This window comes from Maribacter dokdonensis DSW-8, from assembly GCF_001447995.1.
Lineage (GTDB): Bacteria > Bacteroidota > Bacteroidia > Flavobacteriales > Flavobacteriaceae > Maribacter > Maribacter dokdonensis.
Window position 1 is genome coordinate 966,053 of record NZ_LDPE01000001.1, and the last position, 24,297, is coordinate 990,349.

At 32.7% G+C, this 24,297-nt stretch carries 16 protein-coding genes; 8 read left to right on the forward strand and 8 right to left on the reverse strand.

Going from position 1 to position 24,297, the window contains the following annotated elements:
* Positions 1 to 77: 77 nt before the first annotated feature.
* From I600_RS04340 to I600_RS04350, 3 genes are all read right to left on the reverse strand, one after another.
* A complete protein-coding gene (locus tag I600_RS04340; protein WP_245188840.1) occupies positions 78 to 674 on the reverse strand; it encodes a serine O-acetyltransferase in 597 nt (198 codons plus the stop codon).
* Positions 675 to 684: 10 nt separating this feature from the next.
* Positions 685 to 1,812, reverse strand: a complete 1,128-nt coding sequence (locus I600_RS04345) for a glycosyltransferase (protein WP_058103266.1) — start codon at positions 1,810 to 1,812, stop codon at positions 685 to 687.
* A 69-nt stretch (positions 1,813 to 1,881) separates the two neighbouring features.
* Complete coding sequence (locus I600_RS04350; protein WP_058103267.1) at positions 1,882 to 2,997, reverse strand: glycosyltransferase family 4 protein; 1,116 nt, start codon at positions 2,995 to 2,997, stop codon at positions 1,882 to 1,884.
* Positions 2,998 to 3,465: 468 nt separating this feature from the next.
* Between I600_RS04350 and I600_RS04355 the strand changes: the two genes are divergently transcribed.
* The 5 genes from I600_RS04355 (at position 3,466) to I600_RS04375 (ending at position 8,097) form a co-directional block, all read left to right on the forward strand.
* The gene (locus I600_RS04355) at positions 3,466 to 4,533 is read left to right on the forward strand and encodes an acyltransferase family protein (protein ID WP_058103268.1); all 1,068 of its coding nucleotides are present in this window, start codon (positions 3,466 to 3,468) and stop codon (positions 4,531 to 4,533) included.
* A gap of 20 nt (positions 4,534 to 4,553) precedes the next feature.
* A complete protein-coding gene (locus I600_RS04360; protein ID WP_058103269.1) occupies positions 4,554 to 5,747 on the forward strand; it encodes a glycosyltransferase family 4 protein in 1,194 nt (397 codons plus the stop codon).
* 20 nt (positions 5,748 to 5,767) lie between these two features.
* The gene (locus I600_RS04365; protein ID WP_058103270.1) at positions 5,768 to 6,391 is read left to right on the forward strand and encodes a sugar transferase; all 624 of its coding nucleotides are present in this window, start codon (positions 5,768 to 5,770) and stop codon (positions 6,389 to 6,391) included.
* Between the two features lie 100 nt (positions 6,392 to 6,491).
* Positions 6,492 to 7,463, forward strand: coding sequence for an ATP-grasp domain-containing protein (locus tag I600_RS04370; protein WP_058103271.1), 972 nt, complete (start codon positions 6,492 to 6,494; stop codon positions 7,461 to 7,463).
* Positions 7,447 to 8,097, forward strand: a complete 651-nt coding sequence (locus I600_RS04375; RefSeq protein ID WP_058103272.1) for an HAD family hydrolase — start codon at positions 7,447 to 7,449, stop codon at positions 8,095 to 8,097. The genes I600_RS04370 and I600_RS04375 overlap by 17 nt, the downstream gene beginning before the upstream one ends.
* A 61-nt stretch (positions 8,098 to 8,158) precedes the next feature.
* On the opposite strand, the gene I600_RS04380 is transcribed toward I600_RS04375, so the two are convergent.
* A complete protein-coding gene (locus tag I600_RS04380; RefSeq protein ID WP_058103273.1) occupies positions 8,159 to 10,207 on the reverse strand; it encodes a hypothetical protein in 2,049 nt (682 codons plus the stop codon).
* A gap of 216 nt (positions 10,208 to 10,423) precedes the next feature.
* Entirely contained in the window at positions 10,424 to 18,451 is an 8,028-nt protein-coding gene (locus I600_RS19575) for a PKD domain-containing protein (RefSeq protein WP_058103274.1), read from the reverse strand.
* Positions 18,452 to 18,849: 398 nt separating this feature from the next.
* Between I600_RS19575 and I600_RS04390 the strand changes: the two genes are divergently transcribed.
* The 3 genes from I600_RS04390 (at position 18,850) to I600_RS04400 (ending at position 21,365) form a co-directional block, all read left to right on the forward strand.
* A complete protein-coding gene (locus I600_RS04390; protein ID WP_058103275.1) occupies positions 18,850 to 19,536 on the forward strand; it encodes a hypothetical protein in 687 nt (228 codons plus the stop codon).
* 114 nt (positions 19,537 to 19,650) lie between these two features.
* Positions 19,651 to 20,262, forward strand: coding sequence for a formyltransferase family protein (locus tag I600_RS04395; RefSeq protein ID WP_058103276.1), 612 nt, complete (start codon positions 19,651 to 19,653; stop codon positions 20,260 to 20,262).
* Positions 20,262 to 21,365, forward strand: coding sequence for a GNAT family N-acetyltransferase (locus I600_RS04400; protein WP_058103277.1), 1,104 nt, complete (start codon positions 20,262 to 20,264; stop codon positions 21,363 to 21,365). Before I600_RS04395 ends, I600_RS04400 begins: the two co-directional genes overlap by 1 nt.
* A gap of 47 nt (positions 21,366 to 21,412) precedes the next feature.
* On the opposite strand, the gene I600_RS04405 is transcribed toward I600_RS04400, so the two are convergent.
* The 3 genes from I600_RS04405 to bshA form a co-directional block, all read right to left on the reverse strand.
* Complete coding sequence (locus I600_RS04405) at positions 21,413 to 22,594, reverse strand: OmpA family protein (protein WP_058103278.1); 1,182 nt, start codon at positions 22,592 to 22,594, stop codon at positions 21,413 to 21,415.
* 119 nt (positions 22,595 to 22,713) lie between these two features.
* Positions 22,714 to 23,121: a hypothetical protein gene (locus tag I600_RS04410; protein ID WP_157490842.1), complete on the reverse strand. Its 408-nt coding sequence runs from the start codon at positions 23,119 to 23,121 to the stop codon at positions 22,714 to 22,716.
* A gap of 31 nt (positions 23,122 to 23,152) precedes the next feature.
* Positions 23,153 to 24,292: an N-acetyl-alpha-D-glucosaminyl L-malate synthase BshA gene (bshA, locus tag I600_RS04415; RefSeq protein WP_058103280.1), complete on the reverse strand. Its 1,140-nt coding sequence runs from the start codon at positions 24,290 to 24,292 to the stop codon at positions 23,153 to 23,155.
* Between the last annotated feature and the right edge of the window lie 5 nt (positions 24,293 to 24,297).

The following is a 24,297-nucleotide window of genomic DNA, read 5'->3' on the forward strand; positions in this document are numbered from 1 at the left end:
TAAAAAATCAGTCTTAAATATTTTAATTCATTTTTTTAAATGTTATTAAAATAGTTCTTTAAAAAAGGATTATATAACTAATCCGCATTTGGAATTACTCTTTTTATGTCAATTGTTTTAATCTTAACAGCAGGAGAACCTGCCAACACAACATTAGATTCAATAAAAGATTTATTCACACTTGAGTTAGCTCCTATAACAATGTTATTAGCAAGGGTTATATCGCCAAAAATTTTTGCGCCAGGACCTATATATATATTATCTCCTAATTGTGGAGCTTTACTACTTCCACCCGAAGCCCCAATATTTGTACAGGCATGTATTCGGCAATTTTTACCGATTTTCGCGTTCGCACTAACTATAATAGTTCCATAATGAACTATTGCTAAACCGGGACCAAAGGTATTAATAGGAATTGAAAAACCTAGCAATAAAGACTGTTTTCTAAACTTTATTCTATGTAAGCCATACATTATTTTACCAACTACATCTGGTCTACAGTTTTTATAATATTCTAATTTTCTAAGCCTTTTTTGATAGGCCCATATGTAATCTGGAAAAAATATTTGACGTAAGCGATTACCAACATTATTCGATTTATTAAGAGCAATGCGATCTGCTTCTACAAACTTTTTATAATCTAATTTAGATTTTATCATAATCCTACCTTCCATAAATTATAAGTTACAAGCCCAAAATAGAAACATATACATTTTTCGTTTTACTTCCTATAGTTGACCAATTGTAAAACATCTCAATCTCATTCCATACAGTCTCTATGGGATATTCCTTAGCTGTTTCACTGGCTTTTAGAATAGCTGATTTTAATTCACTAACGCTGTATTCCTTTAACACATACCCAATCTTTCCAAATTTGAAAGGATCTTTTAGACCTCCAACATCTGTTACAATAACCCGCTTATGTTCACTTAATGCGGACAATAAAACTCCACTTTGCGATATTGCTTTATATGGTAGTAAGACAAAATCCGAAATACGTAAAAAAGCTAAAAATTCCACATCTGTCAAATACCTATTTTCTATATGTACGTTGTCAGTTTTAGCAAGTTCTGAAACTTTTTCTACACTACCTGAACCAGCAATTAACAATTGAATATTTTTATTTTCTGACAATGTTTTGTCTTTCCAAGTATCAACTATTAGATTAATACCTTTGTATTCATTTAAACCACCGAGAACAGAAAAAACAATTTTATTTTTAATTTTTAATTCTTTCCTAGTTTCAGTAACCTTTACACGCACAAATTCATGATCTATTTCATTAGATAAATCTAAAACTCCATGAGGGATAACCACTATTTTGTTGGATGAAATACTAAATTTTTCTATTAGTTCCTGCTTGGTATTCTCTGCATGAACTATAATAGTATTCACTGTATGGTAAATTTTAGCGTAGCTTTTAAAATAGATTTCACCAGAATTATGTGGTAGCACGTTATGAGCTGTTAAGATTAGATGATTACTAAATCGTCTTAAAACCTTTAAAACATAATAATCCATTGATGGAATTTTTAACCATTGAAAATGAATTATGGCTGGCGGATTTTTAACACAAAAAAAAATCAATTGCAGCTGCGATAAAAAATAACTTATTATTTTAATAATTCCTTTTTTATTGCTATAGGAATAAAATCTATATGTTTTATTAGGTAATTTTTTTTGATTATAAAGCAAATTACAGAAATAACTAACATTTACATTTTTAATATTAGATAGTAATGAGTAATCATATAAGCCTAAGTTATTGTAACTCATTGGGTTTACATAATATATTTTATTTCTTCTTTTCATATAACTTTAACCGCAACTTTGATTTATCAATTACAACATTATTTACCTGAACAGCAGTTGAATACGACACTACGAAATAAAGTCAAGGATATCTTTAGCACGGTTCGTAATTTCAAACTTTTTAGCATATGCAATAGCATTAGTACTCATTTCCTTTCTTTTGTCCTCATTGTCTAAAATAGTATTTACGGCTACACGTATTTTCCGTTCATCCATTGGATCTACAAGTATAGAAGAATCAGGTTTACATTGAAACTGTATTTCAGGTATATCTGAAGAAACAATGGGAAGACCACATGCCATTGCTTCTATAATTGCATTACAAGACCCCTCATGTAAAGTTGGTAACACAAAGACATCGGCAGCAGATAAATAGTCAGGCACCAAATCTGTAGGCACTTTACCTTTAAAAGCAATTTTATCACTTATTAATTCTTGCTCACCTTTACCCACAAACATAAGTGCTACACCAGGTTTATCTTCAAGTGCCTTTAAAACCCTTAACGGACCTTTATCATGTACAAAACGTCCCACAAAAATAACTAATTTCTTATCTAATGGTAAGCCTAATTTTTCTCTAACCCAACGTTTATCTTTTGGATTAAACTTTGTTAAATCTACCGCATTAGGTTTGATAATAATTTTTTCTTCTTCTATACCAACTTCTATTAAATTATCTTTTATTTGAGGAGATACTGCAACAAAACCTTTAATTTTAGATATTAGCTTATGGTAGGTAACTGCCTTGTAATATTTTTTACGTAAATTAATATTCTTCAACTCTCCCTCTGCTACATAAATAGGCTTACCATAATCGTGTAGTGCTTTAACAGCAATTATTCCGTTTACTAGAAAATGTGCATAAACCACATCAAACTTTATTCTATTTTCTTCTACTGTTTTTTTAACCGCGCGAACAGAAAAATACTCTCCAATTAAATGGGTATTATAACCCAGAATCCATTTATTAGATGCTGTTATTATTTTAGGATAATGAATGGAGGCGTTTTCTGAACCATAATTAGGAGCACTTGTATCCCCCCCCCCTTTAACTATGTTAGAACATGCAATTACATTTACCTCATGCCCTAATGCAACAAATTTTTGAATTAAGTTATAAACAAAAACACCATAGGTTGGTGCAGCATTTGATGGGTAATTATTTGATATTACTAATATTCTCATATAAATCTGGTAAATTATAAAAGCTTAAAATCCAAAAAAAAAATCTTTACTTATCTCAAATAGAAATTACATAAATAAAAAAATCAAAGTAACATTTAAACTATAACGCAAAAACTGAACTATATTGTTATTTAATCTTATTTTCCAATTTTATTAAGTTATTATAATATTGCATTTTTTGTTGTACTGATTTACTGAATTTTTAACATATAAAATCATATTACATTAACAATACAAAACTAAAATACTTTATATAAATATTTTAATTAGCCAAGAAACTTAATTACACAAAATCATACCGATGTACTTTAATATATATCGAATAGAGTAAATATTTTTTATTAATGATGGTAATAATTATAAGTTTATAAATAATCTCTATGACATAAAATTTATTTCAACAATCCAATAATTAAATTGATATGCCGTTTCATTAAATAGTTTCCATACTAACTTTTAAAATACTAGATGTCTTTATCTAAGAATAACAAAAGAATTTATCAAATAGATTTATTCCGATTTATTGCAGCATTATCAGTTGTCTTTTTTCATTATTTTTTTAATGGCTATTTATCTGGTTTATCAAATCTCAACTTTGGTCAAATAGGTGAAATTTTCAAATATGGCTATCTTGGAGTTAATTTATTCTTTATAATTAGTGGTTTTGTAATTCCTCTATCAATCAGTCAAAGATCATTAAAAAAGTTTGTAGTTTCAAGGTTTGTTAGACTATATCCAACTTATTGGTTATGTGTAACAATTACTTTTCTAGCTATTCTATTTTTCGGCTACCCAAAATTCTCAGTAAACCCAACACAATTCCTGGTCAATCTTACCATGTTTCAAAACTATGTGAAAATTGAAAGTATTGACGGCGTTTATTGGACATTGTTTATAGAAATGAAATTTTACATATTTATTATAGGTATTTATTTAATTCTAAATAAAATTAGAACTTTCAAGATAGACTATGTCATCTATATATGGTTAGTACTTACAATTTTGAATTTGCTATTTACTGATTTATTTCTCTTTAAAATTTTAAATTACTTCTTGGTTCTTGAATGGAGTTCCTATTTTATTTCTGGAATAATCTTTCATGAAATTTATAAGTTTGGATTGAAGAAAAAATTCGCTTTCCTTTTGACTATTTCTATGATAATTTCAATATTTAAAGCAGCTTCTAATGCTCAAAATTTAGAATCTATATACTCAACCAATTTTTCACCAGTAATAATCGCTGCTATAATATTTTTCTTCTATTTACAAATGTTTCTAGTTTCAATTGGGAAACTAAATAATATAAATTCAAATAAACTTACAAAAATAGGTATGCTTACGTATCCCCTTTATCTGATTCATCAAAACGTGGGTTTTATATTAATCAATAATTTAGAGAATTATTTTCCTAAAAAAATTTTAATGTTTTTTGTAATCTCAATTATGCTAGTTTTATCTTATATCATAAGTGAATTTTACGACCCAAAGATATCCTCAAAATTAAAATATCAAATTGAAAAATTTATTAAAAAATAAGTAATCATATATTATAAATAATGAACATTTTATACTTACATCAATACTTCACAACACCTGACAAACCGGGTGGAACACGTTCTTATTGGAATAGCTTAGAGTTATTAAAAAATGGTCATAAAGTAACAGTAATTTCGTTAGGGAAAGAAAATACGAAAAGATTTGAACGCAAGACGGTAGATGGTATAGACGTTATCTATGTTAGAGTACCATATTCTCAAACTATGAGTATAGCGTCGCGTTTAAAATCTTTTTTACATTTTATGATATTTTCTACGTACTTAGCACTAAAAGAAAAAAATATTGATTTTGTAATAGCAACCTCTACCCCATTAACCATTGGTTTTCCAGCATTGGTTTTAAAAAAAATTAAAAACATTCCTTATCTATTCGAAGTAAGAGATCTTTGGCCAGAAGTACCCATTCAAATGGGCGGGCTAAACAATAATACAGCCATTAAACTTGCTAAATGGTTTGAACGTACCATCTATAAAAATGCCAGTCATATCATTGCACTTTCACCAGGTATGCAAGATGGTGTTTTGAAAGAAAACACACCTAAGCATAAGGTTACCATGATTCCTAACATGGCAAAAATAGATGCCTTTTGGTCAAGAGAACCAGATTTTGCATTAATGAAAGAATTGAACATTTCACAAGGTACCTTTAAAGTAATTTATTTTGGTGCTTTAGGTAAAGCCAATGCTATAGAATATGTATTAGAAAGTGCAGCGTTATTGAAAGAAAACAAAACCATTGAATTTCTATTTATAGGCAGTGGACCAGGTAAAGCATTAATAGAAGCCTACAACGCAAAAGAAGGCTATAACAATGTAAGATACTTAGGCTTTTTTAATATGGAAAAAACGTCTGAAGTTGTTAACTTTTGCGATGTTTCCTTAGTTACTTTCAAGAATTTACCTATTCTAGCCACTAACTCTCCAAACAAATTATTTGATTCCTTATCTGCAGAGAAACCAATCATTGTTAATTCCGCCGGTTGGACGAAAGATTTAGTTGAAAATAATAAATGTGGCATATTTGTAGATCCAGAATCTCCTCAAGACTTTGCAGATAAATTGACTTTACTTTCGCAAAATCAAGAAAACCTAAAAGTAATGGGCAAAAATTCAAGAAAACTTGCAGAAACCGTTTATGACAAAACGTTACTATGCAAACAATTTGCAGAAGTTGTAAACAAAGTCAAAATTTAACTTAAATAGTCCCCTTAATCATGTATATATACTTAAAACGATTATTTGATATTGTTCTTTCCTTATTTGGTCTACTGGTATTATCTCCAATTTTACTAGTAGTAGCTATAATTTTAGCTTTAGACTTTAAGGACACCCCATTTTTTACACAAAGTAGGCCTGGTAAAAATGAAAAAATATTCAAGGTTTTAAAATTCAAGACCATGAACAATAAAAAAGATAAAAATGGAGAGCTATTAAGTGATACTGAACGGTTAACTTCTCTTGGAATTTTCATAAGAAAAACATCTATAGACGAGCTACCACAATTGTTCAACGTATTAATTGGAGATATGAGTTTAATTGGTCCAAGACCATTACTAGTTAAATACCTACCCTATTATAAGCCCGAAGAACGAATACGATTTTCCGTACGCCCAGGCATTACAGGTTTAGCCCAAGTTACCGGGCGAAACTATATGAGCTGGGATGAAAAATTTAGGAAAGACATTTATTATGTCAAGAATTTAAGCTTTAAACAAGATGCACATATTTTTTACAAAACACTAATTAAAGTATTCCAAACTTCTGATGTGGAGTTAGATCAGAGTTCCTATATGGCCGATTTGGACATTGAAAGGAAAGATTATACGATTACTTCTTAAAATAAACCTTATTTTTGACCAACTGTTAAAGTTAACTTAAAACAGTCATTAAAACTTTTCAGTAAGTTATACTAGTATATCAGCCAACATAATTCTTTAAATGAACAATATATTAATTACTTCAATAGGTAGGAGAGTATCCTTAGCGAAATTTTTTAAAAATGAATTGAAGTCTATTTTCCCCAATGCAAAGGTATATGGCTCAGACATGAACCCCAAATTATCCGCTGCATGTAGAGTTGCCGATGGAAGTTTTACTATGCCAAAAGCAAGTGATAATAATTATATTACATTGTTAATTGAAAAATGTACCAATTTAGGTATTAGCTTAATAATACCTACTATAGACCCCTCTTTATTACCATTGTCACAGCATAAAGAATTATTAAAAAAGAATGGAATAACCGTAGTGGTACCCGATGAAGATTTTGTTGCAAAATGTAGGGATAAACGAATGATCCATGATTTTTTTGAATCCAAAGGGGTTAATGTAGCGGAAGAGTATTGTAAAAATACTTTTCAGTTACCACTTTATATTAAACCCTACGACGGTAGTAGCAGTATTGACAACTTCGTCATAAAAAATAAGGATGAATTGACCGAATATCATTATGAAAATAAAAAGCTAATGTTTTTAGAATACTTGGACCACGACCTTTATGATGAATTCACGTGTGATCTTTATTATACTAAAAATGGTCATTTAAGATGTGCGGTACCAAGACAGCGACTTTATGTAAGAGCAGGTGAAGTAAATAAGGGAATTACCAAAAAGAATGAATTAGTACCCTTTATTAAAAAACAGTTAGGACACCTAGATGGCATAAGAGGCTGCTTAACGGTTCAATTTTTTATGCACAAAGAAACCAAAGACATTTATGGTATAGAAGTGAACCCAAGATTTGGAGGTGGCTACCCTTTAACGCATAGTGCTGGTGCAAACTATGTAAAATGGATTTTACAAGAATACTTATTAGGAGAAGAATTAACAGGTTATTTCGATGATTGGAAAGAAGATTTACTTATGCTTCGATATGACGGTGAAGTTTTAGTGCATGGATATAAAGATTGATAGATCTACAGCTTTGGTATTTGATTTAGATGATACCTTATATAATGAAATAGAATATTTAAAATCTGCCTATTGGTATATTTGTTCAGAGCTTACTGAAAAAGATACTGAAATTCTCTATAATCATGTATTTTCAATTTATAGAAATGGTAATAATCCCTTTTTATATTTAGCTGAAAAATACGATGTATCAATAGACCATCTGATATTTCAGTATAGGAACCATTTCCCTACAATTAAACCTTTTCCTGGCGTTTTGGAACTCCTTCAAGGCATTAAGAAAAGACAGGGGAAAATTGGTATTGTTACTGACGGCAGAACCGTTACACAATCCAATAAATTAAAGGCGTTAGGTATATGGAACCTTATTGATTGCTGTATTATTTCCGAAAGTGTTGGTACCGAAAAACCAAGTAAAAGAAACTTCAAATTAATAGAGAAAGATTTAAAGGTTTCGAAATATTATTATTTTGGAGATAATTTTAAAAAAGACTTTATAGCACCTGCGTATTTAGGTTGGCATACTGTTGGTCTTATTGACAATGGATTAAACATACACCCTAACAGTTGTTACAACGCATTAAACTCACCAGAAAGCTTAATAAGGTCATTTAATGAAATAAGTGTCGTATAATACGTATTAAGAATAAAAAACCGCATTGTAGAATAACAACACGGTTTATTTTTTGTGATATCTAACTAATTAGATCTTTAGTAAACATTCTACTTTTCATGTATCTATTAAACTTAATATAATAGTACGAACTACTCACTGTCCACCCCATCCAAGCCATTTTTTTATCATATAATAATGGTTTAACCTTTACCAAGTATCTAAATGTCTTTTCCGGACTCCAAATAAATTCTTTTAAAAGCTGTATTTTGGATTGAGACAATTGACTTGGATCATAAACCATACCTACTTTATTTCCCCCAACATTTTGATAAAAACCTTTAGAGATCAGTTGTATAAATTTCAACTTCTTCCTATTAGTAAACAATCCCAACCTCAACGCAAGTCCTGTTATGTAATTTTGAACCATAGTATCAGAATAAGTAAGTCCATTTAATGATTTCATCAAATCATCGAATTGCGTATCCATAAACTTTTGAATAGGCGATATAAATTCATCAAATACCTTTTTTTCATTAGGCTCATGGTATTCTATAGTAGGAAATTCGGGATTATTCTTATAACCTAAGGTACTTCCGTGTGGGGCTGCCAATAATTGCTCATACAATTGACCATTTGCTTGAAGAATATGGTCAGAATAACCTTTTTTAGGATACACCGTAAAATTTAGGCCGTATCTTTTTGTTTTACTTTCTATAGTATAAATTTCGCGCAAACCTATGTAATATCCGGTAACCGGTACTTCGCAATTTAAGTATTGATAAATGCATTCTTGCATGGTACCTCCCCAACCCACATCAACTAAAGTCATACCATCTGACTTAAAGTCAACGTTAAATGAATTTAAATAATTATTAAAAGCATCGCGTTGCCCTACCCTATGTAACTCATAGGCTTCTTTAAAAGCGTCATTAGCTCGTAACTTAATAACAACGTCCGATGCACTGAAATTTTCAATTTCTTCATCTTTATCTACACCAACCGCCGAAGCAATTGTTAATATATCTTTTTCTTCAATATTAAAAGATTCCAGAAACTGGGCAGTTGTCATGACATCATAGTTCTTTTTTATAGGAGCAAATTTTTCTTCTTCAATAGGTTTTAGAGAAACTTGTTTAGCAGAATGCCTTGAAGCTTTGAAATAATGTGTTTTTATTTGATTCTCTGAACTTATTCCATTAAATTTCTGATAAGCATCAAATAAATGCTTTAAATAATGACCTTCACGTGCCAAAAAGAATAAATCCTTTATACCTTTCTTTTTTGCTTCAGTATACAATCTTTCGGTAAAAAAATAAAAATGAATGATATATTCACTAAATGGATAATCACTTTTCTTACAATTCTTTTCTACCTTTTTACAAGCCTTAACGAACTCCTTTTCTACATTACCGAATAAATTCTTTTTATTTCTAAATTTATGTGAATAATGCTTTAAGAAGTTTCCTGAAATACCGTGTTTAACGGAATTAATAACATCACTGGTTTTATTATCTCCCATCATGGCTGTTTCCGCTGCAACAGAACCTGTTGCTTCTAAAACTAAAGGGTACAAATTACCTGCACTTTCTTTACTCTTTTTATAATCACATGAAATAAAAACTTCATTGAAAATATCAGTGATACCATGAAAATCTAACAATCTTAAAATAATACTTTTAGGCAAGTGATAATCTGAAACTATATAAATACTATAATTTTCAGACTTCAAAAATTTTAGACCATCTACCAATGAAGCGTTTATAAACTGTACAGAAGTTTCACTTCTATAATCTGCTTCCATAGTAATATTATAAAATTCTAACCATTCTACGTTATCCATAATATTAGAATTTATCAATCTATAGTACACTTCCTTCATTACTAGCTCATAAGGCACCTCAACCTTACTTAATTTCATATCGGCAGCTAGCTTAGATACAACATTTGCTCTAATCTTAAATAAAACCCCAACATCTAATGTTAATCCCAAATCTCTAATGAGAAATTTAGCCCAAATTCTATATACATAATTTGGATGAACTGTTCTATGTATTAAAGTATCAAACAAATCTGTAAAAACGACATTTATACTAGAATCGTTCTTTATCTTTTGTATTGTATTATTCAATTTGAATTGTTTTAATGGCTACTAATAAATATAATTTATAAAGCTGGTTAAGATCTAAACATAAATACCTATGCCTGCTGACAAATTAAACCTTAAATAATAAGTTTTATTATAATTATTCGATAAAACTATATAATTAACAGCATAACATGATTGAAACAAGAAAGTCGTGCTAAAGTAAAAAACTTTAACACGACTTAAATTATAAAACAAATGTTACCTTCTTAAAATTAGTCTCTTAGAAACAGGTTCATCATTATTCAATACAACAGTAACAACATATACATCTGCGGTTAAAATTTCTAATGATATTCTATACGTGCCACTTACAAAAATTTCATTAGGGGTGTACTGCTTAATTAATCTACCCGCGGAATCATGGAGCATAAAACCGATGATATCTTCATCATCAACAATACCATTTAAAGTTATTTCAACAAAATCTACAGACGGATTAGGTGATAATACCATATCCAACGCTACTTCTTCAAGTACTTCATTTTCTTCTACCACAATGGACAATGAAGTTGAGTCCGTTAAACCTTCCTCATCTGTTACCGTTAAAACAACTTCATATGTACCAGCTGTTTCAAATTCAAATTCAGTATCAGCCTCAAATACTATGTTACCATCACCAAAATTCCATTCATAAGAAACAATACCGTTATCATCAGTTGAATTACTTCCTATAAATGATACCGTAAGCGGAGCTTCACCTGTAGCCACATCTGAACTAGCCACAGCAACTGGTGCTTCGTTGAATTCATTTTCAACAACCACCGTAATCACTAGAGATGCTTCATCTGTTAAGCCTTCATCATCGGTCACGGTCAATACCACCGTAAAATCACCGGCAGTTTCAAAAACATGCTCTGGATCAACTTCCATAGAAGTTCCACCATCACCAAAGTCCCATGAATAAGTAACAATGTTATTATCATCTGTAGAATTACTACCTACAAACGATACTGAAAGCGGTGCTTCACCTGTTGTTATATCTGAACTAGCTATGGCAACTGGTGCTTCATTTACAACTATACCCTCTTCAACCGTTATAGTCAGCGTTGTGGTATTGGACAATCCTTCTTCATCCGTAACGGTTAAGGCTACCTCAAATACACCTGCAGTTTCAAAAACATACTCTGGATCTGCTAAATTTGATGTACCGCCATCAATAAAATCCCAAGTATAGCTAGCTATACCATCATCATCTGTGGAGTTACTACCTACAAAAGACACAGTAAGTGGCGCTTCACCAGAAACAATATCTGAACTAGCTATGGCTACTGGTGCCACGTTTGGTTCATTTACGGTTATGGTCAATGAAGTATTATTGGTTTGACCTTCAGCATCGCTTACCGTTAATATCACCTCATAAACATTAACATCTTCAAAAGTATATACAGGATTCATTTCATTTGAAGTTTCACCATTTCCAAAATCCCATAAATAGGATACTACACCATTATCATCAGAAGACCCACTACCATTAAAGGAAACCGTTAGCGGAGCATCACCTTCCAATACATCTGCGGTAGCAAGCGCTATAGGAATACCATTTCCAGCCACAGAAATATTAGCGGCAGAAGTATCTACTTTACCATCTGCATCCGTAACCGTTAAGGAAACATTATAGGTATCAGAGGCAGCGTATACATGAATTGGATTTGGTTCGTCAGAGGTGTTTCCATCTCCAAAATCCCAAAAATAAGATACAATTCCGTTATCATCCGTACTTGACGAAGAATCAAAACTTACCTGAAGTTCATCTATGGTATAATCAAAAGCACTTTCAGGTGCAGTGGTATCAGGTAAATATTGTATTAATGTAGCTTTTGTCTCAGTAGCACTATCATCTATAGAATTTGACACGCCACCTCTTCCACGTAAATGAATACTTACCAAATCATTAACTCCATCACTATAGACTTGAACCCTTAATCCGTCCATTTGAATAGGTGCTTGTTCCGTACCACCCCATTCGTAAATACCAGCATCGATCCAGCCACCTGCTCCTTCATCCAAAACAATCCAATCATTACCTACACGGTAACTAATTCTCCATAAAGAATTTGGCTGTGGTTGATTATCATATGCACCACCAAAGGTGATATAATTCACTAATTTACGTGAGGCCCAATCTACTTGCCATCTAAAACCATTGTCAACATCCGGTGTTCCTAAATTAGCACCAAACGGCTCTCCATATTCATTATAATCCGTACGAACAAAATAATCATCTCTTGCCGGATCGTATAATATAGACTGTACTGTTCCCCTAGGATTCGTGGCCGATCCAGTTACCGTTGCATCTGGTAATAAGGCAATATTAATACCTGCATTAGGTCCATTATCTGGTTGATCACTGGTTACAATAATATCTACAGATGCTTGATCCGTTAACCCTTGCTCATCTGTTACCGTTAAAGTAGCGGTATAGTTGCCAGGTTGAGTATAAACATATGTAGGATCTGCTTCCGTAGATGAATTGCCATCTCCAAAATCCCATGTATAGGTCACTACAGCAACATCATCACTTGAATTTCTACCTACAAAATCTTCCGTAAGTGGTGCTGCCCCCGTAATTAGACTTGTTTCTATTACGGCAACTGGCGCTTCATTTGCTGGTGCACCCAAGTTAATGACTTGAGTAGAGGTGTCGCTTAAACCGTCTGCATCGGTTACTGTTAACATAACGCTGTAAGAACCTGAAGTTGCAAACACGTTTGTTGGGTTTTGGTCAGTTGACGTATTACCATCTCCAAAATCCCATTCATAAGATATAATACCCATATCGTCAGTACTTAAAGTAGCATCAAAATCGACTTCAAGATCATTAATAACATATTCAAAACTGCTTTCAGGAGCTCCTGTGTCCGGCAAATATTGAATCAACGTAGCCTTTGTCTCCGTAGCACTATCATTTACTTTGTTGGACACACCGCCTCTACCTCTTAAGTGGATACTAATTAAATCATTAATACCGTCACTATATACTTGCACACGAAGTCCATCTATAGCCATTGGTGCCTGAGCTTGACCTCCCCATTCAAATATACCAGCATTGATCCAACCTCCTGTACCTTCTTCTAAGATAGACCAGCTATTTCCAACTCTATAACTAACTCTCCACAACGAATTTGGTTGTGGTTGGTTATCAAAAACACCACCGATGGTAATGTAATTCACATTTTTTCTATTGGCCCAGTCTACCTGCCATACAAATGCATTATCAACGTCAGGTGTTCCAAGGTTTTCACCTTTTGCAACCCCATACTCATTGAAATCTGTTATTTCATAATAATTATCTCTTGATGGGTCAAAAAGAATAGCTTGCGGTGTTCCTCTACCATTTAAAACAGATCCATTTAATACTGCATCTGGAAGTAATGCCAAATTTAAACCGGCATTTGGATTGTTGTCCACAGCTCCTCCATTAGCTAAAATAGTGAGTTCGTCTATATTGGTGTTACCATCTGCATCGGTAACCGTTAAAGTAACCGTATAGTTGCCAGATGCCGAGTAAGTATAATTTGGATTAGCCACATTGGCAGTTTCTCCATTTCCAAAATCCCATAAATAAGAGACCACACCAGCATCGTCACTAGAATCACTACCTCTAAACTGTACATTTAAAGGTGCAGGACCTACGGACACATCTGAAGTAGCAACCGCCACCGGTATAGAATTATCTTCCATTACAGTAATTTCTTGAACCGAAATATCACTTAAACCATTGCCATCCGTAACTGTTAAAGTAACATCATATGTACCAGAAGTTTCGTAAGTATGTACAGGGTTTGCACTGGTAGAACCGTTACCATCTCCAAAATCCCATGTATAGGAAACAATGCCAACATTATCTGTGCTTTCAGAAGAATCAAAAGTTACTTCCAAATTATTTATAGTGTAATCAAAAGCACTTTCTGGCGCACCGGTATCTGGTAAAAATTGTATTAAGGTAGCTTTTGTTAGGGTATCACTATCATCTAATCTATTAGAAATCCCACCTCGACCTCTTAGATGAATACTTACTACTTCATTTACACCATTACTATACACTTGAACCCTAAGACCGTCCATCTGAATGGGTGTTGTAGTTGCACCACCCCATTCAAAGATTCCAGCATCGATCCACCCACCAGTTCCTTCTTCTAAGATAGTCCAATCATTACCAATTCTATAACTAATTCTCCATTCAGAATTTGGTTGTGGTTGATTAGGATATACTCCACCAAAGGTGATATAATTAACTTCCTTTCTATTAGCCCAATCTACCTGCCATTTAAAACCGTTATCTACATCTGGAGTTCCTAAGTTTTCACCATTGGCAACACCATATTCATTAAAATCAGTGACAACAAAGTAATTATCCTGTAATGGATCATATAATATAGCTTCAGGTGTACCTCGACCATTTTCTACCGAACCGCTTAATACAGCATCTGACAACAAGGCTAAATTCACATTAGCGTTTGCATTATTATCCACTGCACCTCCATTTGCAACAATTTTTATCGTTGATTCATCAGCGTTACCATCTGCATCAGTAACCGTTAATGTAGCATTATAAGTACCAGGTACCGTATATTCATATATTGGATCTTCTTCTGAAGACGTAGAACCATCTCCAAAATCCCAAGCGTAGGAAACTATGCTAACATCATCTGTAGAACCACTGCCCGTGAATTCAACAGTCAAAGGCGCAGGACCCGATTGAACATTGGAAGAGGCATTGGCCACCGGTATAACAGGAACTCCATCAACAGTTATACTTTGCGTAAAACTATCACTTAATCCATCAGCATCCGTTACCGTCAAAGTAACATCATAAGTTCCTGGACCTACAAAATCATAAACTGGGTTTTGTTCATCTGATGTCTCACCATCTCCAAAGTCCCAATCAAAGGTCACAATACCAACATCATCAGTACTTTCGGAAGTATCAAAAGTTACCTCCAGATCATTAGTTGTATAATCAAATCTTGCAGTTGGAGCACCATCATCTTCCAAATATTGAAACAAGGTTGCTTTTATAGGTTGGTCAGTGTCGTCAATTCTTAAAGAGTTACCTCCTCTTGCCCTTAAATGCGTACTTTCAATATCATTTACGCCATCACTATATAATTGCATACGGAAAGCATCAGCTTCAATAGGCTCTTGAGATTTACCTCCCCATTCATAAATTCCAGAATCGATCCAACCACCAACTCCTTCTTCTATTAATATCCAGTTGTCTCCTTGACGATAACTAAGTCTCCAAGCCGTATTGGGTTGAGGTTGATTAGGATAAGTACCCCCAAAAGTAATATAGTTGACTAACTTTTTATTCAACCAATCTACTCTCCAAGTAATCGCTTCATCTATAGGTAATGTACCCGCATCATGATATTGAAGAACTCCAAATTCATTCCAATCCGTTGCTACAACGTAATCATTGATTGAAGGGTCATATAATATATCCTGGGCTACCCCACGCCCCTCTTCACCATGTATTTGACTAGATAATATTGCATCACCAGCCAAGGCTACATTAATATTCTCATCTGCTGTATTATTAACAGCGCCACCAGTTACAGTAATTTCAATTGATTTTGATTCTGTTTGACCATCATTATCTGTAACTGCCAAAGTAGCGGTATAAACACCTGGTACTGTATACGTATGACTAGGATCTATTTCTGAAGATGTTCCACCGTCACCAAAAGTCCATTCATATGAATCAACAGACTCGTCATCGGTAGATTCATTACCTGTAAAATTGACTATCAAATCTATATTACCAAGCGTTTTATCTGCCGAAATTACCGGTGTGGGTGGAATTGATAAGTTAGTAATCCACTCCTCCAATAAGGCCACACCTGCTTCATCTACCTGACCTTTGGCTAACCACGGCATCATTACACCTGGTGTAGTACTATTAGCTCTATGATAAATTTGAGATTTAGATGGATCACCTACAAAAATAATCTGCTGATCCGATGGCATTTCTTCCACAGGTTCCGCAATTGATGCTGTCAATAAATTAGTTTCTATTAAACTTTTTGATAATCTTAAATCAAAATCTGCGCGAAGGTTATTATCCGATCGATGACAATAAGCACAATTTAAATCTAAGTATGATCTTGCTTTGTCATCAATACTCGCATTAATATCATTAATGGATGCATGGGTCAAAAAGTTTTGTGTATCGCCATCAGTTATGGTTTCCTCTATAAAACCAAGCTCACTTAATGTTACTAATTGATTACCAGAAACACCGCCAACACCAGTATAATCATAGTCACTATTCAAATTCCGAGTTCTTGGCCCTAAAGTTCCTTTTGATATTTCATTGTGACAACTTAAACATTCACTTGTGGATGGATATTGCCACGTAATTGTTTTGCTACCCCCACCTTCTAAAGCAACTTGAACATCTTGTGCATCACCAGAACTCATATCAATAAGAGTTGCATCGGTTTGTGCAGCATTCCACTTATATGATAAGAAAGTCCAATTTCCATTGCTATTTTTTATAGAAAATCTCGTCTCAACTTTTTGCGTCACCTCTGGGTTATTTTCATCTATAGGGTAATCAAAATGCTTTATCATTACCGAACCCACGGGAAATTCCCATATTCCATTTTCTGAATAATTAATTTGTTCATCAACTGTATCTGGATTTCCATCATTGGGAATAGCCATCCAACGTTTTTTCAATGCACCATCGGACCAAAAAGGATCAATTAGTTCGTACGGTAAAAAACCATCTTTAACCACCAAATTTTCAACATCAGTAAAAGCTCCAGTTGCTGTCAAGGTTTGAGGTACACCAGTAACAACTCCTGGTTCAACAAACCTTAGTAATTGTATATTATTACCTGCAGTAAGGTAAAATATGTCTCCATCAGCATCTTCTCCAAATGAAATAGGTCTTCTAGGCATAGAACCCAAAGTGGAAACCTCTCCCGAAGATATATCAACAGACAATATCTTTTCAGTAATGTAGTCCGCAGTAATATACTTTCCATTAAAAGACGTGAATTCCGAACCTCTATATACATGACCGCCAATGATAGAACCAGCATCCTCCCTTGAGAATGCAGTTAATGGTAATTCATGAGGCATGTCATTTAACAAACTAGTAATTCCGCAACCATTTTCAGGTCCCTGAACCTCACCTTCATATACAGGCCAACCATAATTTCCACCATATGTAAGTACATTTATTTCATCATGAGTACTTAGCCCTACATCACCTATATATATTGAACCGGTATCCGAATCTTTACTCATACGATGTGGACTCCGTATTCCAATAGCATAAAACTCTTCAAAATTATTACCTGATGGATCTAAAAAAGGATTATCATTAGGAATAAAATAATTCTGACCTGTAACTTCTTCGGGTGCCCCTATGTCTTCAGGCATTTTTCTTATTGCCGGATGACTTTTAGTAATGTCCATATCCACATCTATACGTAAAATACTTCCATCAATATTTTCAGATATATCTTGAGAGCTAATTGCACGTCCTTGTTCCCCTATTGCTACATATAAAAAACCATCATCTCCAAATACCAAAGCCCCACCTCGGTGTGCAGTGTTTAACATTCTACGTCTTATTAGCCTAATTCTAGAACCTTCAACAAAGGAAAGATCAACAGGGTCAATTTCAAAACGCTCTAAATGAATGTAATTTCCATGAAAATTATTGAAATCACATCCAAAGGTTCCATTTCCTCCATCATTTAAGGTATCATCACCTGTTTCTGATTCTGTAGTATAATATATAAACACATAATTATTACCACTTGTCCCAAAATCAGGGTGTAATTCTAGTCCTAATAGACCACCGTCCCAAACTTCAATATTTCCATCAGTTCTAGTACCCGCAGCAGAACCGACTTCTTCAGAAAAATCAACAATTAAGTTTTTAACATTTGCATTTTGATCATCTTGAAACCAAAAAATCTCCCCGTTTAGTTGACCAACTATTATCCGGTCCTGTAATGGCACAGGATTAAAGGTTAATGGATAATCAAAGGTTAAATTCTCAAATGCAACTTCATAAGGCTGAGTACTAATATTAAGATCTGGAAAGTTTGTATCCGAAAATGCTACATAAGGAGTAGCCTCAGTTAAACCAGGTCCAAAAAACATTGGACTAAAACTCATAAAAACCGCTACTGAACCTACAACACTTGTTGCTAGCAGTAATTTTTTTACATTACGAAAAGATGAAGTAATTTTTTTAATCATAATTCTAATTAATATAGAGATGGGTATAATTATAAAACAAAAAAAAAGCAATATTAACGAACACTCGATTAATATCGTTCAACGCCATATAAAAACGTTTAATTTCAATATATAAAGCTTATTTAGGGGGATTCAAAAACAACGATTTAACCGAATAATTCTTACAAAATAATTACATTTATCTACTATTGTTTACAAGTCAACAACTACTATATGAACTAGTTACTTGCAACTTTGTCAAAATATGCATTGTTAACTTATTTTCTTTGAATTAATTAAACCATTTAAATCAATTAACATGAAATAGTTACATTTACAATCAATACTTAGAGCGTTGAACATATAATCTTTAATTTTGGACTTTTTGCACTTTTACCAACCTCACTCTATTAGTTAAAATGAGAAAAACGACAATAATCTTCATATTTTTAATTTTCATAGGAATATATTCATGTGGTGTTGATGCTGAAGTTCTTGAGTACCAAAAAAACACCATTTACTTATTATATCCAGAAGACAATTCTGAGGTTAACGAAGGAATAATACTTACAGATACAACCAATACACTTGAATTCAAATGGGAATCTTCAACTGAAGATGAAAACCAAATATTTTACCTAGAGCTGACCAACCTCGACAACAAAATTGTTCAAGTGTATGAAAGTACTGGTAATAAAGCTTCAATTCCACTTAAACGAAACAACTCTTATTCATGGGCAGTAAGTGATTCTATAAATCACGGAAGTTCCCTTTGGACTTTTAAAAACATAGGCCCCTGGGGTACATCTACGGCGCCTTTGGCTGCAATTGCAATATCACCAGTATCAGGAGCATCAATATCGCAAACCAGTACCACCGTAAATTTAATATGGAAGGGCGAAGATGAAGACAATGACATTTTGAACTATGATCTGTATTTTGGGGAATCTGAAATTCCCGAAATTTTTATCGAGAATATTGAAACAACTAGATATAACGATATTCCCGTTGAAGCCGGCAATACATATTATTGGAAAATAGTAACAAGAGACTATGTTGGAAATGAAACTTCCTCATCGGTTTTCAATTTCAATGTTGGAAATTAAATTCTCCCTTAAAATATTCTTAATGAGAGAATAGAATGTATTTAATTAAATATACATTTACTATAAAATCTAACTCTTTGTAATCATAGATTAAACTTACTTCAATGAGATTACATGAAGAATTCCGATAAAGTAAAATGGGCATTATTGTGTAGCGGAAAAGGTAATAATGTATATGACATCATTAATTATTATCAAAAAAATCCTCAACAAAACTCCTTTGATATTTCTCTAATCATTTACGAATCAAGCGATTTTAGTGCGATTAAAATAGCAAAGAGTAACCGTATTGATGTTTTGCAAATATCAAGAAACACATTTAAAGATTCTATTGAACATCAAAAAAAACTAATCCACGAAATACTATCAAGAAGAATAGATTTTATATTTCTCCTGAACTATAAATACTTAATTAAACAAGAAATGTTAAGTACGTTTCCAAACAGAATAATAAATATTCATCCGTCTCTATTTCCTAGTTTTTTAGGAACAAAGACAGCTATTCAAGATGCCTTGGCTTATGGAGTTAAAATTACAGGAATTACCACTCACATTATAAACCATGAATATGACAAAGGAATTATATTAAATCAAGTAGCTATTAAAATAAATGACAATGATAATTTTGAATTACTTTACACAAAATTTCGTAAAAAAGGATTCAAAATAATTGTCAAAACAATTAATAAATTAACAGATGAATTTCAAGCAATTAAAATTGAATAATGAAATCCAACACTTTTAAAGTTTTCAATATAGACACACCAAAGAACTTTAGCTCTTACCTAAAAGAGTGTGCAAAAATTAATGATGACAACCCTTTTTTCAAATTTGATTTAAACCTTAACAATAAATTTTCAAAAAACTCAATCCATTGTTTTGTATTGCGTAAAGCCAACGAGCCCATAATACTAATGCCAATAGTTCTTCGACCTATTTTAATCAACAACAAACAAACCACTTTTAATGATGTTATTAGTCCATATGGATATAGCGGTCCACTAATATCAAAAGAGGCCAACGAAAAAGACATGAATGAATTTTGGCAACTTGCTGACCTGTGGTATAAGGAAAATAATGTTATTACAGAATTTATAAGGTTTAGCCTTAACAATAACACCTTAGGCTATAATGGTAAAATAATACCGACCTTAAAAAATGTTTGTGGGGAACTTACAGACCCAAATACAATATGGAATAAGTTTGATAAAAAGGTTCGAAATAACTTCAGAAAGTCTGTAGAAAATCAATTAACATTTCATGTATATTCAGGTAACATGGAACCTAAAATCGTTTCTCAATTTTATGACATATACAAAAACACAATGATTAGACGCAATGCGGATATTGATTTATACTTTTCTTTAAACTATTTCCAAAATTATGTAAAATTGAATCCACAACATTGCGCTATCGCTATAGTCTCTAAAGGTAACACCCCTATTTCCACGGAATTTTTATTATTATCAAAAGATACAATATACTCATACCTTGGCGGTACCAATGCAGAATTTTTTAATTGTCGTCCAAATGATTTTTTAAAAGTAAATATTATTAATTGGGCAATAGAAAACGGCTATAAAACCTATGTTCTAGGAGGTGGCAGAATTAACAATGACAATCTTTATGCATATAAAAAATCATTTTTCCCAAAAGAAAATGATATTACATTCTATACCGGAAGAAAAATCGTTAACCAAGAAATATACGAGTATTTGAATGAAGAAATTAAAAATTCACTTACAATGAACTCCATTAATTATTCAGACCCAAATACAAACGATTTTTTCCCTATGTATAGAAAACCAATTAATTCAATTTCTATATAAAACAGAAATGTAAATAAAACACGGAGAACGACTATTTAGATTAACATTTAAAACTCTAGAATAACAAACTCAGAACGTCTGTTCACAGCATGTTTATCTTCTGGACAATATGTATTATCATCACATTCGTTTAATAACATAGTTTCTCCGTAAGCTTCTGCAACCAATTTATCTTCAGATATACCCTTTGAGACCAAATAAGCCTTTGTTTTATCCACTCTACGTTGAGATAACCAATCATTATATTTAGAGGTTCCCCTTGAATCTGTATGAGAAGTAATCTTTAATTTTAATGTTGGTATTTCATCTAGAACATTTGCCAAAGAATCTAAAACTTTCTTAGAACTAGTATTTACGACGGAAGAATTTAAGGCAAAATAAACATTACCCAAGCTTTCTATTCGTGATTTAATTTCTTCCTTTTTCTTATTTAACGCATCTATTTTCGCCTTTTTAGCAGCTGCCAATGCATCCGCTTCTTGCTGCTTCTTAAGCCTTTCTGCCAATAAGGCTTCATCCTTTAATCGATTTACTTCATTGATTGAATCTTGCTGACGTTGTTTTTCTTTTTCAATTGCCGCTAACAACTCTAATTTTTCTTCACCTCGTTTAGAAAGACCTTTCTCGATACCAAATTGATAAACAACACCCGCTGCATGTTGTATGTGATTTGTAGCACCATCAGCTTGACTCATTGCCCATTTTCCACTTGAATTAAAATCTAAACCCCAACGATCCGAAAACCAAGTTCTGAATCCAACAACTGCGCTATACGTACCTCTACCCTTATTGTTAGCATCTGTATAACCAGCCCCTATACCAACATAAGGATCGAACCAACCAGTCTGACCAATAATTTTATTGAGATCATATGTTATTCTACCATCAAAGCTATAGTAATTGATATCTTCTGATATTACATTTCCATCAATTATATTACCCTCCATATAAGTGTTATAAGCTCCAATAGCTTCTAAACCCAATCCATTTTTAAAGTACCTACCAATACTTACCCTTGAAGGAAATGGAACTATGTTCCATTCTTTACCAACATTGAAAATACCATCAAAGACATTACCAGAATCATCAACGGCATTTAAACCTACACCAAAAATCCATGAACTTTGTACAATACTATCTTTAGCCGTTATCTGAAGCTCATCTTGAGCAAATGTGACAGACGATAGCATGAGCAGAAATATAAAACTAAAAATTTTAGTAGTTTTCATAATTAATAATTTGGGTTATAAAATGTAAAAATAATTGTAAATGAGGTCGTTAAAAAATAATTACTGTATACAGCAGTTAAAATCGTTTGATAGTTGAATGTAGAAATATTATCGATTAATTACTTTTTAATTTTAAGACTTTTTGTGCTTAATGGTAATTTATACATACTAAAAGGGCTTACCGCCAATTTACTTTCTTCTTTGAAAGTTTTGCTTTTAAGTTTATGAAGCTCTATAAATTTATCCTTTTCATTCAACTCGAAATTAGCATAGTTTGTTGCTGAACTATCGCCACACCAAACCAAAATCATTTCTGTTTCAAAGTCTATTATTGGCGGAGTCAACCCCGGCTTTCTGGTTCTATTTATTTTTCCGTAAAAAGCACTTAACTCTTTTTCGTTTTTTATCAAAAAATACTCCTCTTGTTCAAATCCGCTATAATTCTCATTTAAAATAAGTTTCATACCAACATCATCAGATTCTTGCAAACTACTTTGAGCAGTACTTTTACAAGAATTTAATTGCATTATGGCGACTAATAGTAAACAAATAGAATATTTAAACATTTTTCAATCTTCCATTATAAGCTCGCACATAAACTTCTTCGTATAGCGGCACCACTTTCTGAATATCAAATCGCTGGGCTTCCTTAAGTGCATTTAACTTAAACCTTTCCAGAACATTATCATTTTTCAAAATGGTAATTGCCTTAGAAGCCATGTCGTTAATATCACCCACATCACTTAAAAACCCACTAACACCTTCTGTGTTGACCTCTGGTATACCACCCGCATTACTAGAAATAACAGGCACCTTATTGATCATTGCCTCAAGTGCCGCAAGACCAAAGCTCTCCGATTGGGATGGCAAAAGAAACAAATCTGAAAAACACAGAATTTTATCTATCTCATTACTATTACCTAGAAATATAACTTTATCGGAAATACCCAATTCTTCGCATAAACGTTCTGCACCAGCTTTCTCAGGTCCTTCACCAACCATAATCAATTTAGAAGGAATTTCTAACTGAATTTTACTGAAAATTTTAATTACGTCCGGTATACGTTTTACCTTTCTAAAATTACTAATATGAGTTACAATACGTTCCTCCTCTGTTGCCATGTTAGACCTTTGGCAGTCGGTAAAAGAGGTACTATACTTTTTTGCATCTATAAAATTAGGAATGACTTCGATGTCACCTTGTATATCAAAAGTTTCTAAAGTTCCTTGTTTTAAACTTTCCGACACTGAAGTAACTACGTCAGATTGGTTTATTGAGAACGTTACGGCAGGCTTATAAAAGGGGTGTTTACCCACCAAGGTTATATCTGTTCCATGTAATGTTGTTATCATTGGCACATAGATACCTTCTTCCTCTAACATTTTCTTGGCCATATAGCCAGCATAGGCATGTGGTATGGCATAATGCACATGTAAAAGGTCTATTTTATGAAGCTTAATGGTGTCAACCAATTTACTGGATAAGGCAAGTTCATATGGTTGGTAATGAAATAACGGATACTCTGGAACATGCACTTCATGAAAGAAAATCTTATTGCTCAGCAACTCCAAACGAACTGGTTGCTTATATGTAATAAAATGAATTTCATGACCTCTATTGGCCAATGCTATACCTAACTCCGTTGCTACTACACCACTACCTCCAAAGGTAGGGTAACATACTATTGCTATTTTCATTACAA

What these genes read in the sequence shown, in the direction of transcription:
- I600_RS04345 (WP_058103266.1), bottom strand. Translation starts at nt 1,812, where the DNA reads ATGAAAAGAAGAAATAAAATATATTATGTAAACCCAATGAGTTACAAT.
- I600_RS04355 (WP_058103268.1), top strand. Translation starts at nt 3,466, where the DNA reads ATGTCTTTATCTAAGAATAACAAAAGAATTTATCAAATAGATTTATTC.
- I600_RS19575 (WP_058103274.1), bottom strand. Translation starts at nt 18,451, where the DNA reads ATGATTAAAAAAATTACTTCATCTTTTCGTAATGTAAAAAAATTACTG.
- I600_RS04405 (WP_058103278.1), bottom strand. Translation starts at nt 22,594, where the DNA reads ATGAAAACTACTAAAATTTTTAGTTTTATATTTCTGCTCATGCTATCG.
- I600_RS04375 (WP_058103272.1), top strand. Translation starts at nt 7,447, where the DNA reads ATGGATATAAAGATTGATAGATCTACAGCTTTGGTATTTGATTTAGAT.
- I600_RS04410 (WP_157490842.1), bottom strand. Translation starts at nt 23,121, where the DNA reads ATGCAATTAAATTCTTGTAAAAGTACTGCTCAAAGTAGTTTGCAAGAA.
- I600_RS04395 (WP_058103276.1), top strand. Translation starts at nt 19,651, where the DNA reads ATGAAGAATTCCGATAAAGTAAAATGGGCATTATTGTGTAGCGGAAAA.
- I600_RS04360 (WP_058103269.1), top strand. Translation starts at nt 4,554, where the DNA reads ATGAACATTTTATACTTACATCAATACTTCACAACACCTGACAAACCG.
- bshA (WP_058103280.1), bottom strand. Translation starts at nt 24,292, where the DNA reads ATGAAAATAGCAATAGTATGTTACCCTACCTTTGGAGGTAGTGGTGTA.
- I600_RS04370 (WP_058103271.1), top strand. Translation starts at nt 6,492, where the DNA reads ATGAACAATATATTAATTACTTCAATAGGTAGGAGAGTATCCTTAGCG.
- I600_RS04365 (WP_058103270.1), top strand. Translation starts at nt 5,768, where the DNA reads ATGTATATATACTTAAAACGATTATTTGATATTGTTCTTTCCTTATTT.
- I600_RS04390 (WP_058103275.1), top strand. Translation starts at nt 18,850, where the DNA reads ATGAGAAAAACGACAATAATCTTCATATTTTTAATTTTCATAGGAATA.
- I600_RS04340 (WP_245188840.1), bottom strand. Translation starts at nt 674, where the DNA reads ATGGAAGGTAGGATTATGATAAAATCTAAATTAGATTATAAAAAGTTT.
- I600_RS04350 (WP_058103267.1), bottom strand. Translation starts at nt 2,997, where the DNA reads ATGAGAATATTAGTAATATCAAATAATTACCCATCAAATGCTGCACCA.
- I600_RS04400 (WP_058103277.1), top strand. Translation starts at nt 20,262, where the DNA reads ATGAAATCCAACACTTTTAAAGTTTTCAATATAGACACACCAAAGAAC.